Origin of the sequence: Actinoplanes regularis (assembly GCF_900188005.1) — a bacterium.
Taxonomy (GTDB): domain Bacteria; phylum Actinomycetota; class Actinomycetes; order Mycobacteriales; family Micromonosporaceae; genus Actinoplanes; species Actinoplanes regularis.
This window is the reverse complement of record NZ_FZNR01000020.1, coordinates 26,442-40,223: the sequence shown is the minus strand read 5'-3', so window position 1 is coordinate 40,223 and position 13,782 is coordinate 26,442. Positions and strand designations below refer to the sequence as shown.

Genomic DNA, 13,782 nt, shown 5'->3' with positions numbered 1-13,782 from the left:
CAAGCGATTACTTCTGTCCCGTCCGGGACCGGTCGGCCAGCAGTCCGGGGCCGGTCGGCGAATCGGCCAGCAGATCCCAGCTCAACAGCGTGAACGTGGTCTCCTCCAGCGCGCCGGCGGACCGGTAGGTGGCCAGCGCGGCAGCGTTGTCGTTCTCGGTCGCCACCCACATGCCGTAGCAGCCTCGGTCGCGGGCCAGCTCGGCGAGCGCGGTGACCAGCGCGCTCCCGATCCCCTGCAGCCGGGCGATCGGCGCCACCCCGAGCTCGTAGACGAGCATCTCGGTGCCCTTGTCCGGATGGGTGGTCTCGACCCCGGAGATCATCCCGACCGGGCAGTCCGCGTCGTCGTAAGCGAACAGGAGATGGTGGGTGGGCTCGCCGAGGAAGCGGTGGGTCGCCTCGGGGATCGGCGGCGCGTCGAAGAGGTCGGCCCCGCGGTTGATCTCCTCAGCAGAGGTCACGCGTTCGATGCGCATGGCGCCACCCTAGCGGCGGCCATGTCACGCTTCAGCATTCAATCTCTGCCAGTCGGACAGATTTCCACCGGCGCGAACGGCGCGCGTGCGCTCGGTAAAATGACGGGCCGAAACCACGACGGCGGAGGCGACAAAATGCCAGCTCCGGATGACGGCTCCGAAAACGCCGCCGGGGCGGCTCCACGCCCCCAAAATCAAGATCAAGACAGTTTGCGGTACGCCGTGGGCGCCGCCGCGACACCGGCGACCACGCCGCACGAGGCTCCGGTCAGGACCGACACCGCGGTCGACGGGGCGTCGAGCGCGCGCCGGGTCACCGACGAGCCGTCGATCCGGTTCTCGGCGCCGGTCGACCCGTGGGCGGACGCCGAGGCGGAGGCCGCCCGGCAGTCGCCGTACTCCACCGTCTATCCGCCGGCCTCGCCCGCGGCACCGGGTTCACCCGCGGCACCGAGTTCGCCCGCGGCACCGAGTTCGTTCGCGACGCCGGGCCAGGTCGAGCCGCCGACGACGACCGTCACCCCGACGACGGGCGGCGGCGGGAGGCCGTACCGGAAAGGGTTCTGGATTCTGGGTGGCGCGGCGCTGGCCGCGGCCGTCGCCTTGGGGGTGACCGCCGCCATCCTGCTCCGGCCCGGTTTCCCGGCCCTCGACTACCACGCGCTGGACCAGTTGACCCGCTTCAAGCCGGTCACCTCGGTCTCCTACACCTGGTCGGCCGCCGAGGTCCTCGACGACCGGGCCTACTTCGGCTCCGTCGACGACCAGGGCCGTGCCGGGGTGGTCGCGGTCGACACAACGAGCCGCGAGGAGATCTGGCGCAGCGACGCGGCCGGTGCCGAGAAGCGCTGGCGCTCGATGACCGCCCTGCCGGGCGCGGTGGCGCTGATCGCCGACCCGGACTACGACGCCGACGCCGGCCGTCTCGTCGTGCTGGACGGAAAGACCGGCACCAAACGCTGGGAACACCCCTTCGGCAGTACGGACACCGCGCTCTACCGCAACGGCACGATGCTGATCGTCGACCGGAAGGCGGGACAGCTGATCGGGCTGGACCTGACCACCGGCAAACAGCGGTGGCGGAACGCGAACCCCGACGGCTCGACCGGCAGCACCGTCCTCGACATCACCACCTCGGACGGCCTGACCGGGCCGGCCGACGGCGACGGGTGGCCGTTCGCGGCCGAGGCCGGCGACGGCCGGATCGTCCAGGTCACCAACGACCGGTCGGCCCGGATCATCGACCTGGCCACCGGCAAGCCCGGCAAGTCCCGCGGCAACGTCGCCTACACCAGCGACGAGATGGTGGCTCACAACGGCCGGTTGTTCGTCGAGGAGTCCAGCACCGACCGGCTGGTCGCCTACGACCTGAAGAATTTCGACACCGCCGAGCCTGAGGTGGTCTACACGACCCGGGACGGCTCCGACGTGAGCGGCCTGGCGCCGTGCGGCGACGACCGGATCTGCTTCGTCGAGACGCCCGGCTACGAGCGCGAGAAGGCCGAGGTCATCGCCTACGACCTGGAGGAGCGGAAAGTGGTGTGGCGCAAGCCCGCACCGCAGGTCGAGCGGCTGATCCCGGTCGGTGACGCGGTGCTGGCCACCACCGGCAAATCGGCCACGCTGTTCGGGAGCGACGGCACGCCCCAGTGGTCCGAGCCGGGCGACGCGGTGCGGCTCGACGGCGGCAACGTGCTGCGTTTCTCGGACCCGCTCTCCTCCGGGGCCGGCGACCAGATCCTGACCGGGGTGCACGTGGGCGACGCTCCGGCGCTGATCGGGCGGATCCAGGACGTGCGTGGCGGCACCTGTTCCTGGAACACGTCCGTGCTGGCCTGCGTGGCCGACAAGGACTTCGTGCTCGCCCGCTTCGCCGGCTGACCCCGGCACGCGCAACCGACCGTCGGCCCTCTTGGCAACCGCAACCGACCGCTGGCCCTCTTGGCAACCGCAACCGACCGCTGGCCCTCTTGGCAACCGCAACCGACCGCTGGCCCTCTTGGCAACCGCGACCGATCGCTGGTCCTCTTGGCACGCGCAACCGACCGCTCGGCACACGAACCGACCGCCCGGCGCGGCGCGGACTTCCGCGCCGCGCCGCCGGCCGGTAGGTTGCCGCCCAGAGCAGCGATCCACTGTGCACGGTCGCACGGACCGAGTCATACCGAACCTGGGAAACCTACGCTGAGGAAGCCACCCCGTGGACGTTTTCGTCGCCAGGCAACCGGCGGACGACGAGTCCGCGGCGGCACCGTTCCGTGAGTTCGTGGTCAAGGTGCACGGCGGCTGTCAGCTGGCCTGCGATTACTGCTTCATGTACCAGTCCGTCGACGCCTGGAGCGCCCGCTCCCGGCCGATGCCGATGCCCGTCCTGAAACAGACCGCCCGGCGCATCGCCGAGCACGCGCACCGGCACGCCGTCACCCGTCCCCGCGTGGTCTTCCACGGCGGCGAGCCCCTGCTCTTCGGGCCGGCACGGCTTGCCGGCGCCGCCGAGCTGATCCGCCGGGAACTCGGCCCCGGCATGGACCCGGAGTTCACCGTCCAGAGCAACGGGCTGGCCCTCGACGACCGGGCCCTGACCCACCTGGCCGGCGCCGGAATCCGGGTCGGCGTGAGTCTTGACGGCGGCGCCGAGCAGAACGACCGGCACCGCCGCTTCCGCAGCGGGCGCGGCAGCCACGACCTCGTCGCGCGCGGATTGGCCCTGCTGCGGGAGAAGCCGGAGATGTACGCCGGACTCCTCGCCGTCGTCGATCTGGCGAACGACCCCGTCGAGACGTACGAATCACTGATCGCGTTCGCCCCGCCGCACCTCGATCTCCTGCTTCCGCACGGCAACTGGGCGGCACCGCCCCCGGGCCGCCCGAACGACGACAGCACGCCGTACGCGGACTGGCTGATCGCGGTCTTCGAGAGGTGGTACTCGGCACCCCGGGCGGAGACCACGATCCGGCTCTTCCAGGAGATCATTCTCGGACTGTTCGGGCGGGACAGTCGCTCCGAGTCGATCGGCTTGAGTCCGGTCGGCGTCATCGTGGTGGACGTGTCCGGCGCGATCGAACAGGTCGACGCGCTGCGCACCACTTACGCCGGAGCCGTCGACACCGCCCTGAACGTCTTCGACAACTCTTTCGACGACGCCCTCCGGCACGCCGAGGTCCGTGCTCGGCAGGGCGGGTTGAAGAATTTGTCGGCTACCTGCCGTAAGTGCCCGCTAGTTGCGGTTTGTGGCGCTGGGTACTATCCGCATCGCTACACCGGCCGCGACTTCGACGCGCCCTCGGTCTACTGCCGTGACCTGTTCAAACTGATCGCTCACATCCGTGCGCGGGTGAGCGCCGACGTGGCCAGGATCGCGAAAACGCGAACGGGCCGCCCGTCGCCGGGCGGCCCATTCGACTGAACGTCAGATCAGATCCGGACGCCGGTGCCGGCGTGGAAGACGTGGATCGCCTCCGGGTTCGGCTTGATGTGGACGGTCTCGCCCATGTGCGGCATGTAGCGCCGCTCGGTCCGCACCACGAAACGCTCCGAGGTGCCGCCCAGGTCCGCGTGGCCGTACACGTTCGCGTCCGAGCCGAGGTCCTCGACCAGGTCGACGACGATCGGCAGCGAGTCGGCCGACTCGGTGACGACGGTGGCGGCCTCCGGCCGGAAGCCGATGGTGACCTTGCCGTCGCCGCCCTGCGCCGCCGCGACCTGCTCACGGGTCAGCGGCACGCTGAGCGCGCCGAAGGTGGCACCCGACTCGGTCAGGCTCACGGTCTTGATGTTCATGGCCGGCGAGCCCATGAAGCCGGCGACGAAGACGTTGCCGGGGGTGTCGTAGAGCGCCCGCGGGGTGTCCACCTGCTGCAGCACGCCGTCCAGCATGACCGCGACGCGGTGACCCATGGTCATGGCCTCGACCTGGTCGTGGGTCACGTAGACGGTGGTGACGCCGAGCTTGGCCTGCAGGGTGGCGATCTGCGAACGGGTCTGCACACGCAGCTTCGCGTCGAGGTTCGACAGCGGCTCGTCCATGAGGAACACCTGCGGCTGGCGGACGATCGCGCGGCCCATCGCGACACGCTGGCGCTGACCACCGGAGAGCGCCTTCGGCTTACGGGCCAGGTACTCCTCGAGCTGGAGCAGCGCGGCGGCCTCCTTGACGGCGCGGTCGATCTCCGCCTTCGGGGTCTTGCGCAGCTTCAGGGCGAACGCCATGTTCTCGTACACCGTCATGTGCGGGTACAGCGCGTAGTTCTGGAACACCATCGCGATGTCGCGGGACTTCGGCGGGAGGTGGGTGACGTCCTTGTCGTTGATCAGGATCCGACCGCGGTCGACATCCTCCAGGCCGGCGAGCATGCGCAGGCTGGTGGACTTACCACAACCGGAGGGGCCGACCAGGACGAGGAACTCACCGTCGCCGATCTGGAGCTCGAGCTCGTTGACCGCGGGGCGCTCAGAACCCGGATAGATCCGGGAGGCCTTCTCGTACGTGACGGTAGCCATGGTGAATCGACTTCCTTTCCACCGGCAGGAACGTGCCGGACGATCCGAGTAGAAGGAACAGCCTCGCCACCGTATTTGGTTTCGACCCACCTGCCAAGATGGCGAACGCAATTCGGGACGATATGCTGACCCCATCGCCCCTGTAGCTCAGATGGCTAGAGCACGCGTCTTGTAAACGCGAGGTCGTCGGTTCGAGTCCGACCGGGGGCTCGTCGGGGGAGGTCCTGTCCGCGGAGAGCGCGGACTGGGCCTCCTCGCTTTGCTAGCCCGGGGGCCGAGCCCCCGGACCCCCGCGTTACGTTCGGTCGCGGTTTGGTGGTGGTTGCTGGCGCCAGGCGGGGCGGAGCCCCGAACTGCCGCGTTGCATTCGGTCGCGGCTTGGCGTGCTTCCTAAGCCGGGTGGAGTGGAGTCCCGAACCGCCGCGTTGCATTCGGTCGCGGGCTGGGCGTGCTTCCTGGGCCGGGTGGGGTGGAGCACCGAGCTGCCGCGTTGCGTTGGTTGCGGCTTGGCCGTGGTGGTGGAGCGGGGCGGGGCCTTCTTGGTGGAGGGGTGGCCGGGCTGCGTTTTGGAGGTCAGTCGTCGGTGCCGGGGATTGGGAAGGACGTGCCTGCGGCGGTGTTGGGGATCACAGTGCCGGAGGGGTCGGTGGCGGCGGCGACGCGGACGTGGCCGTCGAAGCCCCAGATCGGGACGAAGTCGGACTCGAACCAGAACTTGAGGGTGCGCTGCTCACCGGCGGCGAGGGGCTGCTCGATGCAGGCGGTGTTGTCGGTGTGCTGAATGATTTGGGTGCAACCGCTCCACTTGGCGTAGGTGCCGGTGCCGTCGTAGGACGGGAAGGTGACCAGTGGGTACTGCACGGTGGCGGAGCTCAGGTTCTTGACGGTGACCTTGGTGAAGCCGTGTGAGAGGCCGGCTTCGTCGAGCGGGCCGTAGGTGAGCGGTGTCGCCTTGATCGAGAAGGTGCCGGTGAGCTTCTCGAACCTGACCTTCCAGGGCACCGTGCTCTCGGTGCCCTCGACCGGCGTGCCGCTGGCGTCCGAGGACTCCGTCAGGCTCACCTCAGCGGTGCCGCCCGGGCCGCTCGACTTGGTCCCCCAGGGCAGCGACACGGTCCGGCTCGCGCCCGCGGCCAGCGGCGTGAGGACGCAGTTGACCCAGGTCGAGCTGCCTCGCATGTGCTCGCAGTCGGACGCCTCGGCATGAATCAGGTCGTCGCGGCCGTTCGATGTGAAGGTCAGCGTCGGGAACTCGACCGCCTCGGTCCCGTTGTTCGTGATCGTGAAGGCGTTGCTGCCCCTGCGGTAGCCGTTGAGGTCCGGCTGGCCGTAGACGAGCTTGGTCGCGACGCCGGCGAGGCCACCCGTGGCCGTCCCGGTGGTGACCGCCGCAGTGGCGGCCGAACCGCTGCCGAGGATGGCACCGACGGCGACGACGCCGACCAGAACGCCGTTGCGAAGCTTCGTGCTCATAGGTCTCTCCCCATGTCCCCGTGGTGGACCGCTGTCCACGGGGGAGAAACCTAAGAGATTCTCAGGTCTCGGAACGGTCCTCGGCGATGGGTGACACGAATCCGGGAGGCCGTCCGGGCTTCTGTTGCCCGACGGGTCGCCGGGCACTCTCCCGCAAGGCAGGACCCGTGGGCATACGAAGACGGCCGCCCTCCCTGCGGAGGGCGGCCGTGCTTGATCGTGGATCAGTTGTCGCTGGGCGAGGTGACGTGGTAGGTGGTGCCGACCGCGGTGCCCGCGATCACGGAGCCGTTCACGTCGGTGGCCGCTTCGACCCGGACCGAGGCGTCGTTCTCGAGCATCGGTCCGTCGGACTGGAACGGGAACTCCAGGGTGCGCTCCTCACCCGGGGCCAACGGCGCCTCGACGCAGGCGGCGTCCCAGCTCACGTTGAACGTCTGGACGCAACCGGTCCAGTCGGCGAAGACGGCCGCGGCGCCGTTGGTCTGGAAGGTGATCGTCGGGAACTGCACGGTCTCCGTGCTCACGTTGCGGATCGTGACGTGGGTCGAGCCGTGGCGGACGCCGACCTCGTCCGGAGCGCTGTAGGCCAGCGGCGTCGCCTTGATCGTGAAGATGCCGGTCAGCTGGGCGAACGAGACCTTCCAGCTCACCTTGCTCGCGGTGCCGGCGATCGGGGTGCCCTCACGGTCGGCGACCTGCTGCAGCCGGGCCCGGACGGTGGCGACAGGGCCGGACTCCTGCCGGGTCTGCCACGGAAGGGCCAGTTCCCGGGACTCGCCGGCGGCCAGCGGGTCGATGATGCAGGTGAGCTCGGTCCCCCGCTTGGCCATGTAGGTGCAGTTCGCGTTCTGGGTCAGGACGTCGCGCTGGTTCACCGGGAAGGTCAGCATGGGGAACTCGACCTGCTGGGTGCCGCGGTTGGTGATCGTGATGATGTTGCTGCCGCCGCGCAGGCCGGTGGCGTCCGGCTGTCCGTAGACCAGGTCGGTCGCGGTGGCGGAGAGAACGGCCTTGTTGGGCCTGGCCGCGGTCTCGGGCGCCGCTTCGGTCCCGGCCGGCGCCGGCGCCTCGGTGGTGGTCTCCGCGGCCGCCGGCTCAGCCGGTACGGACGCGTTCAGCGCGACCGGTTCGGCGACTGTGATCCGCTGGGCGGCCGCCGGCGCGGGCGCGGCCGTGGTGCCCGGCCCGGTCACCGCGGCGGCCGCGGAGGCGACGCCGAGCGTGGCCCCGAGCGTGATCGCAGCGGCCAGAATGCCCCGGCGCAGCTTCGTGTTCATGACTCTCTCCCCGTGTCCCGCGTGGACGCCCGTCCACTGGAGAGAAAGTTAGTGATCGGTCGCGGCGTGCGGATCCGACACGAAGAGCTGTGGCACGAACACGCGATAACGATCGATCCGGCCGGCATCCGCACCGGCCGGATCGATGACGACGACTAGCCCTGCGAGCGCCGCCGGGCGACCTCGGCGAGCGTGACCGCTGCCGCGACGCTGGCGTTCAGCGACTCGACGTCGGACGCCATCGGGATGCTGACCCGCAGGTCACAGGTCTCGCCGACCAGGCGGGACAGGCCCCGGCCCTCGGAGCCGACCACCACGATCAGCGGACCGATCGCGGCCTCCAACTGGTAGAGGTCCGTCTCGCCGTCCGCGTCCAGGCCGATCGCGGTGAAGCCGGCCTTCTGCGCCGACTTGATCGCCCGGGTCAGGTTGACCACCTGGGAAACCGGCACCCGGGCGGCCGCGCCGGCGCTGGTGCGCCAGGCGGTCGCGGTGATGCCGGCGGCCCGCCGCTCGGTCATGAAGACGCCGTGCCCGCCGAACGCGGCCACCGACCGGATCACCGCGCCCACGTTGCGCGGATCGGTGATCCCGTCCAGGGCGACCAGCAGCGGCGCGGTCTGCTCCAGCGCGGCCGTGACCAGGTCGTCGAAGTCCTCGTACGCGAACGGCGGCACCTGCAGGCCGATGCCCTGGTGCAGCACGCCACCGGTCATCCGGTCCAGCTCGTTGCGGCTGACCTCCAGGATCGGGATGGCCCGGTCGCCGGCGGTCCGGACGATCTCGGTGACCCGCTCGTCGATGTCGATGCCCTGCGCCACGTAGAGCGCCGTCGCCGGCACCAGCGCGCGCAGCGCCTCGACCACCGGGTTGCGCCCGAGCAGCAGCTCGGGCCCTTCCTTGGTGGGGTTCGACTTACGCCCGGGAGCGACCCGTGGTCCACGCGGGCCGGCCGCCCGGCCACCACGCGCGGCGGGCCGGCCGACACTGGCACCGCGGCCACCGCCGCGACCCCAGGTGGTGTCCTTGCTGCCGGGAACGCCGACCTTGGGCGCACGGCCCTCGGCCGCCGCCGCGCGACGTTCCTTGTCCTGCTTCCGAGCGGTCTTCTCGGGCAGCTTCTCGGTGCCCGAGTAGCCCTTGTGCCAGGGGCGCTCGTCGGCCGGCAGGGTCTTGCCCCGGCCCTTGAGCCCGGCGCGGTTCTTGCCGCCGGAGCCCATGGCGGCGCCCTTCTTCGAGGTCGCGCGCTTGCTCGCGTTCTGTGAATTACCCGGCATCAGTGCTGCTCTCCTACCGTCCAGCGCGGCCCGGCCGGAGTGTCCTCCACCTGAATACCCGCGTTCTTGAGCTGGTCCCGCACCTGATCGGCGGCCGCCCAGTCCTTACGTGCGCGGGCCTGTGCCCGCTGTTCCAGAGCCAGCGCGACCAGCGAGTCGACCACCGGCTTCAGGTCGTTGCCGCTCTCGCCGCCGTCCCAGGCGGTGTCGAGCGGGTCGATGCCGAGCACCGCGAGCATGGCCCGGACCGCGGTCAGCGCGCCGCGGATGGCCGGCTCGTCGCCGGCCGCCAGGGCGGTGTTGCCCTCCCGGATGGTGTCGTGCACGACCGCGAGCGCCGCCGAGGTGTTCAGGTCGTCGTTCATCGCGTCGGCGAACGCCGGCGGCACCGCCTTGGGCCGGCCAGGGCCGACCAACTCGGCCGCCCGCCGCACGAAGCCCTCGATCCGCTTGTACGCCACGGCGGCCTCGCGCAGCGCCTCGTCGCTGTAGTCGATCCGCGAGCGGTAGTGCGGGCTGGCCAGGTAGTAGCGCACCTCGACCGGGCGGATGCCGGCCTCGACCAGCGTGTCCAGGTCGATCACGTTGCCCAGCGACTTGCTCATCTTGGACTCACCCAGGTTGAGCAGCGCGTGGTGCACCCAGTAGCGGGCGAAGCCGAGCCCGGCGGCCTTCGACTGGGCGACCTCGTTCTCGTGGTGCGGGAAGGTCAGGTCGAGGCCGCCGCCGTGGATGTCGAACTCGTCGCCGAGGTAGCGCTGAGCCATCGCGGAGCACTCGATGTGCCAGCCGGGGCGGCCCCGGCCCCACGGCGAGGACCAGTGCGCGTCGGTCGGCTCGGTCTCTTTCACGCCCTTCCACAGGGCGAAGTCGCGGCCGTCACGCTTGTCCCAGACCGGCGCGTCCTCGGGAGCACGCATGTCGGCGGGCTTCTGGCCGGAGAGCGCGCCGTACTCCGGGTAGGAGAGGACGTCGAAGTAGACGTCGCCGTTGCCGGATTCGGCGGGATAGGCGTGGCCGCGCTCGATCAGACTCTGGATCAGCGCGTGCATCTCGGTGATGTGCCCGGTGGCCAGCGGCTCATAGGTGGGCGCCAGCACGTTCAGCGAGCGGTAGTCCCGGTCCAGCAGCAGGCGGTTCTCATAGGCGATGGCCCAGAACGGGCGGCCCTGCTTGGCCGACTTCTCGAGGATCTTGTCGTCGACGTCGGTGACGTTGCGCACGAACGTCACGTCCAGGCCGGTGTGCAGCAGCCAGCGGCGCAGCACGTCGTAGTTGACCGCGGAACGCAGGTGGCCGATGTGTGGTGACGACTGAACGGTGAGCCCACACAGGTAGATCCCCACCTGACCGGGCGTCGACGGGACGAAGTCCCGGACCGATCGGGTCGCGGTGTCATACAAGCGCAGGGTCACCGTACAAGGGTACCGACCGGGGCGATCGGATGACCGCCCCGGTCGTCCGACACGTCAGCGACCGCCGACCGCCGCGTAGGCGTCGACGATGCCATAGCCGTAGAACCCGTTGAAGTTCGTCCCGCCCTCACAGAGCGCGTCGAACTCGGCGGGGCGGCCCTCCTGCGTGTAGCTCTGCAGGCGCGGCGTCGGGCAGGCGTGCTTCGCCGCCGTGCGGTACAGGATCTGCTCGACGACGGCGGGCAGCAGGGTCTTGCCGCCGCGCCGGAAGTCCGGCACGCCGTACCGGCCGACGATCAGGGCGCCGACGCCGGCCGCGTGCGGCGAGGCCATCGAGGTGCCCTGCAGGTACGTGTAGTAACCGCACTTGCCGGCCTTGGTGCAGTCCTTCAGAACCGTGTCGGTGCCGGCGGCGGTGATGTTGCCGTCCGCGTCGACCAGGCCCTCCTCCTGCAGCACCTTCAGCGGGTAGGAGGAGAGGATGCGGTTGCCCACGGTGTTGTAGGTGTCCGTGCCGAAGCCGTCCCGGGCGAACCCACCCGGAGCGGCGACCGAGATCTGCTCCAGGCCGTAGTTGGAGAAGTCCGCCTTACGGGTCGACGGGCCGACCGCCGAGACGCCGATCACGTGCGGGCCCTCGACCGGCAGGTCCCAGCAGGACGAGTTGTCGATCGGCCGCGAGTAGGGGTCGCTGCCGTAGTCCGGGCTGGAGATGTCGGTGCGGGGCTTGCCCAGGTCCTCGTGGTTGTTGCCGAGCGCGCCGAAGAGCGTGACGCCCCGGGCGTGCGCGTAGTTCAGCGCCCGCTTCATGCCGGTGATGATCGCCTGCTGCTCGGCCTGCTGGGTGGGGTTGTCCGCCGCGTTGGCCGTGCAGTTGTAGAGCCACGGGTCGACGTAGAACGACATGTTGACCACGTCGATGCCCTTGTCACCGGCGTACGTCAGCGCGTTGACCACCGGGTCGAGGAAGAAGTAGCCGGAGTCCTGGCCACCCTTGAGCTCGACCAGGGACACGTTCGGCGCGACGCCGGAGACGCCGCTGCCGTTGAGCGCGGCGCCGATGGTGCCGGCCACGTGCGTGCCGTGCCCGCCGTCGTCGGTGCCGGCCGGGTCGACGCAGCCCGTCACCTCGCACGGGCCGTCGATGTCGACGATGTCCGGGGCGAAGTTGCGGGACAGCTTGCTGTTGTAGTTCGGCGCGAGGTCCGGGTTCGACGCGTCCAGCCCGGTGTCCAGCACCCCGACCGTGACGCCCTTGTCGCCCGACTCGATCTTGCGAGCCTTGTCAGCCTTGATCATGGCCAGGCCCCAGAGCTTGTCGTCCAGCGGGTCGGCCTTGGCCGGGCCGTGGCCCTTGCCACCCTTGGACCGCTGGCCCCGCTCGATCTTCTCCATGCCGTTCGGCGCGTAGCCGATGGCCTTGCGCTCGCTCGCCCCGATCAGCGCGGCGGAAGCGGTCGCCTTGCTCTCGAACTTGGCGTCCGTCGAGGTCACCCGGTACACACCGACAGCATCGTTGGCGCTGACAACGGTGCCACCGGCGGCCTTGATCGCGGCCGTGGCGTCCGCGGCGGAAACTCCGTCAGCGGCCACCACGGTGTAATCGACCGTGACTGTCGGCTCCGCCACGGCGGATTCCGGTGCCGCGGTCAACAACGCCAGGCCCGTCACGGCGGCGACGGCTCCGGCGGTTAAACGTCTTCTCATGGAATGCGCTCCTTTTGGGAGATGGTCCTCCGCATCTCATCGAGAAAGATCGCGAATAGCAAGGTCAAGGACTGCCTATTTCACGGCCTTGTCATCTTTAAAACATCAAGCGCCTCGTCCAGCTCCCGCTCCGATAGGGTTCCCGCGCGCACATGACCGCGTTCGATCACCACCTCACGGATCGTCCGATTAGTGGAAAGCGCTTGCTTGGCGATCGCGGCCGCCTCGTCGTAGCCGAGAACGCGATTGAGCGGGGTCACGATCGACGGCGAACCCTCGGCGTACCCCCGGGTGATCTCCTCGTCGGCCTCGAGGCCGGCCACGCAGCGGTCGGCGAGCAGGCGGGCGACCGCGGCCAGCAGCCGGATCGACTCCAGCAGGTTGCGGGCCATCACCGGGAGCATCACGTTCAGCTCGAAGTCGCCCTGCGTGCCGGCGAAGGCGACGGTCGCGTCGTTGCCGATCACCTGGGCGCAGACCTGCCGGACCGCCTCCGGCACCACCGGGTTCACCTTGCCCGGCATGATCGACGAGCCCGGTTGCAGGTCGGGCAGGCGCAGCTCGCGCAGCCCGGCCCGGGGTCCGGAGCCCATCCAGCGGATGTCATTGGCGATCTTGTAGAGGCCCACCGCCACCACCCGGAGCTGGCCGGACGCCTCGACCAGCGCGTCCCGGGCGCCCTGCGCCTCGAAGTGGTCGCGGGCCTCGCTCAGCGGCAGGCCGGTCCGCTCCCGCAACAGGGCGATCACCGCCGGGGCGAAGCCGGGCGGGGTGTTCACTCCGGTGCCCACCGCGGTGCCGCCCAGCGGCAGCTCGCCGAGCCGGGGCAGGGTGGCCGTGAGCCGCTCGGCGCCGTTGGCGACCTGCTGGGCGTACCCGGAGAACTCCTGGCCCAGGGTGACCGGGGTGGCGTCCATCAGGTGGGTCCGGCCGCTCTTCACCACGCCGGACCAGTCCCGCGCCTTCGCCCGCAGGGCGCCGGCCAGGTGCTCCAGCGCCGGAATCAGGTCGGCGTCGATCGCCTCCGTGGCGGCCAGGTGGATCGAGGACGGGAACACATCGTTGCTGGACTGGGACGCGTTGACGTGGTCGTTCGGGTGCACCGGCCGGTCCAGGGCACGGGACGCCAGGGTGGCGATCACCTCGTTGGCGTTCATGTTCGACGAGGTGCCCGAGCCGGTCTGGAAGACGTCGACCGGGAACTGGTCGTCGTAACCCCCGTCGGCCACGTGCGCGGCCGCGACCGCGATCGCGGCGGCCAGTTCCCCGTCCAGGACCCCGAGATCCGCGTTGACCTGGGCCGCGGCGCCCTTGATCCGCGCCAGCGCGCGGATGTGCGCCGGTTCCAGGCCGCGCCCGGAGATCGGGAAGTTCTCCACCGCGCGCTGGGTCTGCGCCCGCCACAGGGCCTCGGCGGGGACGCGCACCTCGCCCATCGTGTCGTGTTCGATCCGGAAGCCACTCTCATCGGTCGTCACCGAACCATCCTCTCCCGGTCGGCGGCGCCTCGCCTGTGATCCGGGAGACGGCCGGCCGGATCACAGGCGAGGCGCCGGAACGCCGTCCGCGGCCGGCCACGTGGGCTCCACCGATCGGGCGACAACCCGGAGTCCAGTGACCCCGAGCAGCCGATCGACGCGGATTACGCCGAC

Annotated in this window: 11 protein-coding genes and 1 tRNA gene; 4 read left to right on the top strand and 8 right to left on the bottom strand. The window is 70.2% G+C overall.

All coding sequences use genetic code 11. The features are described 5' to 3' along the window. Nucleotides 1-7: 7 nt before the first annotated feature. Nucleotides 8-478: a GNAT family N-acetyltransferase gene (locus tag CHC09_RS35180; RefSeq protein ID WP_089297691.1), complete on the bottom strand. Its 471-nt coding sequence runs from the start codon at nt 476-478 to the stop codon at nt 8-10. Nucleotides 479-688: 210 nt separating this feature from the next. Here CHC09_RS35180 and CHC09_RS35175 point away from each other — a divergent pair, with 210 nt between their 5' ends. Together CHC09_RS35175 and CHC09_RS35170 are read left to right on the top strand one after the other, a co-directional pair. Further along, the gene (locus CHC09_RS35175) at nt 689-2,359 is read left to right on the top strand and encodes an outer membrane protein assembly factor BamB family protein (RefSeq protein ID WP_179277418.1); all 1,671 of its coding nucleotides are present in this window, start codon (nt 689-691) and stop codon (nt 2,357-2,359) included. A 319-nt stretch (nt 2,360-2,678) separates the two neighbouring features. Then, the gene (locus CHC09_RS35170) at nt 2,679-3,884 is read left to right on the top strand and encodes an FxsB family cyclophane-forming radical SAM/SPASM peptide maturase (RefSeq protein WP_089297587.1); all 1,206 of its coding nucleotides are present in this window, start codon (nt 2,679-2,681) and stop codon (nt 3,882-3,884) included. A gap of 8 nt (nt 3,885-3,892) precedes the next feature. Here CHC09_RS35170 and CHC09_RS35165 read toward each other — a convergent pair whose 3' ends face one another. Next, nucleotides 3,893-4,978, bottom strand: coding sequence for an ABC transporter ATP-binding protein (locus tag CHC09_RS35165; RefSeq protein ID WP_089297586.1), 1,086 nt, complete (start codon nt 4,976-4,978; stop codon nt 3,893-3,895). 136 nt (nt 4,979-5,114) lie between these two features. Here CHC09_RS35165 and CHC09_RS35160 point away from each other — a divergent pair. After that, nucleotides 5,115-5,188: transfer RNA gene (locus CHC09_RS35160), tRNA-Thr, on the top strand. A 363-nt stretch (nt 5,189-5,551) separates the two neighbouring features. Here CHC09_RS35160 and CHC09_RS35155 read toward each other — a convergent pair. Both CHC09_RS35155 and CHC09_RS35150 read right to left on the bottom strand, forming a co-directional pair. Beyond that, nucleotides 5,552-6,451 (bottom strand): hypothetical protein, encoded by a 900-nt coding sequence (locus tag CHC09_RS35155; RefSeq protein WP_089297585.1) that lies wholly within the window; start codon nt 6,449-6,451, stop codon nt 5,552-5,554. 224 nt (nt 6,452-6,675) lie between these two features. Next, a complete protein-coding gene (locus CHC09_RS35150; RefSeq protein WP_089297584.1) occupies nt 6,676-7,731 on the bottom strand; it encodes a hypothetical protein in 1,056 nt (351 codons plus the stop codon). Nucleotides 7,732-7,743: 12 nt separating this feature from the next. Between CHC09_RS35150 and CHC09_RS46770 the strand changes: the two genes are divergently transcribed. Next, nucleotides 7,744-7,890, top strand: coding sequence for a hypothetical protein (locus CHC09_RS46770; RefSeq protein ID WP_179277417.1), 147 nt, complete (start codon nt 7,744-7,746; stop codon nt 7,888-7,890). On the opposite strand, the gene rlmB is transcribed toward CHC09_RS46770, so the two are convergent. The 4 genes from rlmB to CHC09_RS35130 all read right to left on the bottom strand — a co-directional run bounded on the left by rlmB (nt 7,887) and on the right by CHC09_RS35130 (nt 13,566). Continuing rightward, nucleotides 7,887-9,008 (bottom strand): 23S rRNA (guanosine(2251)-2'-O)-methyltransferase RlmB, encoded by a 1,122-nt coding sequence (rlmB, locus tag CHC09_RS35145; RefSeq protein ID WP_089297583.1) that lies wholly within the window; start codon nt 9,006-9,008, stop codon nt 7,887-7,889. The genes CHC09_RS46770 and rlmB overlap by 4 nt on opposite strands. Beyond that, complete coding sequence (gene cysS, locus CHC09_RS35140) at nt 9,008-10,423, bottom strand: cysteine--tRNA ligase (RefSeq protein ID WP_089297582.1); 1,416 nt, start codon at nt 10,421-10,423, stop codon at nt 9,008-9,010. Before cysS ends, rlmB begins: the two co-directional genes overlap by 1 nt. Nucleotides 10,424-10,477: 54 nt before the next feature. Then, entirely contained in the window at nt 10,478-12,130 is a 1,653-nt protein-coding gene (locus CHC09_RS35135; protein WP_089297581.1) for a S8 family serine peptidase, read from the bottom strand. 80 nt (nt 12,131-12,210) lie between these two features. Further along, on the bottom strand, nt 12,211-13,566 hold the full coding sequence (locus CHC09_RS35130) for a class II fumarate hydratase (RefSeq protein ID WP_239138732.1): 1,356 nt from the start codon (nt 13,564-13,566) through the stop codon (nt 12,211-12,213). Nucleotides 13,567-13,782 lie beyond the last annotated feature (216 nt).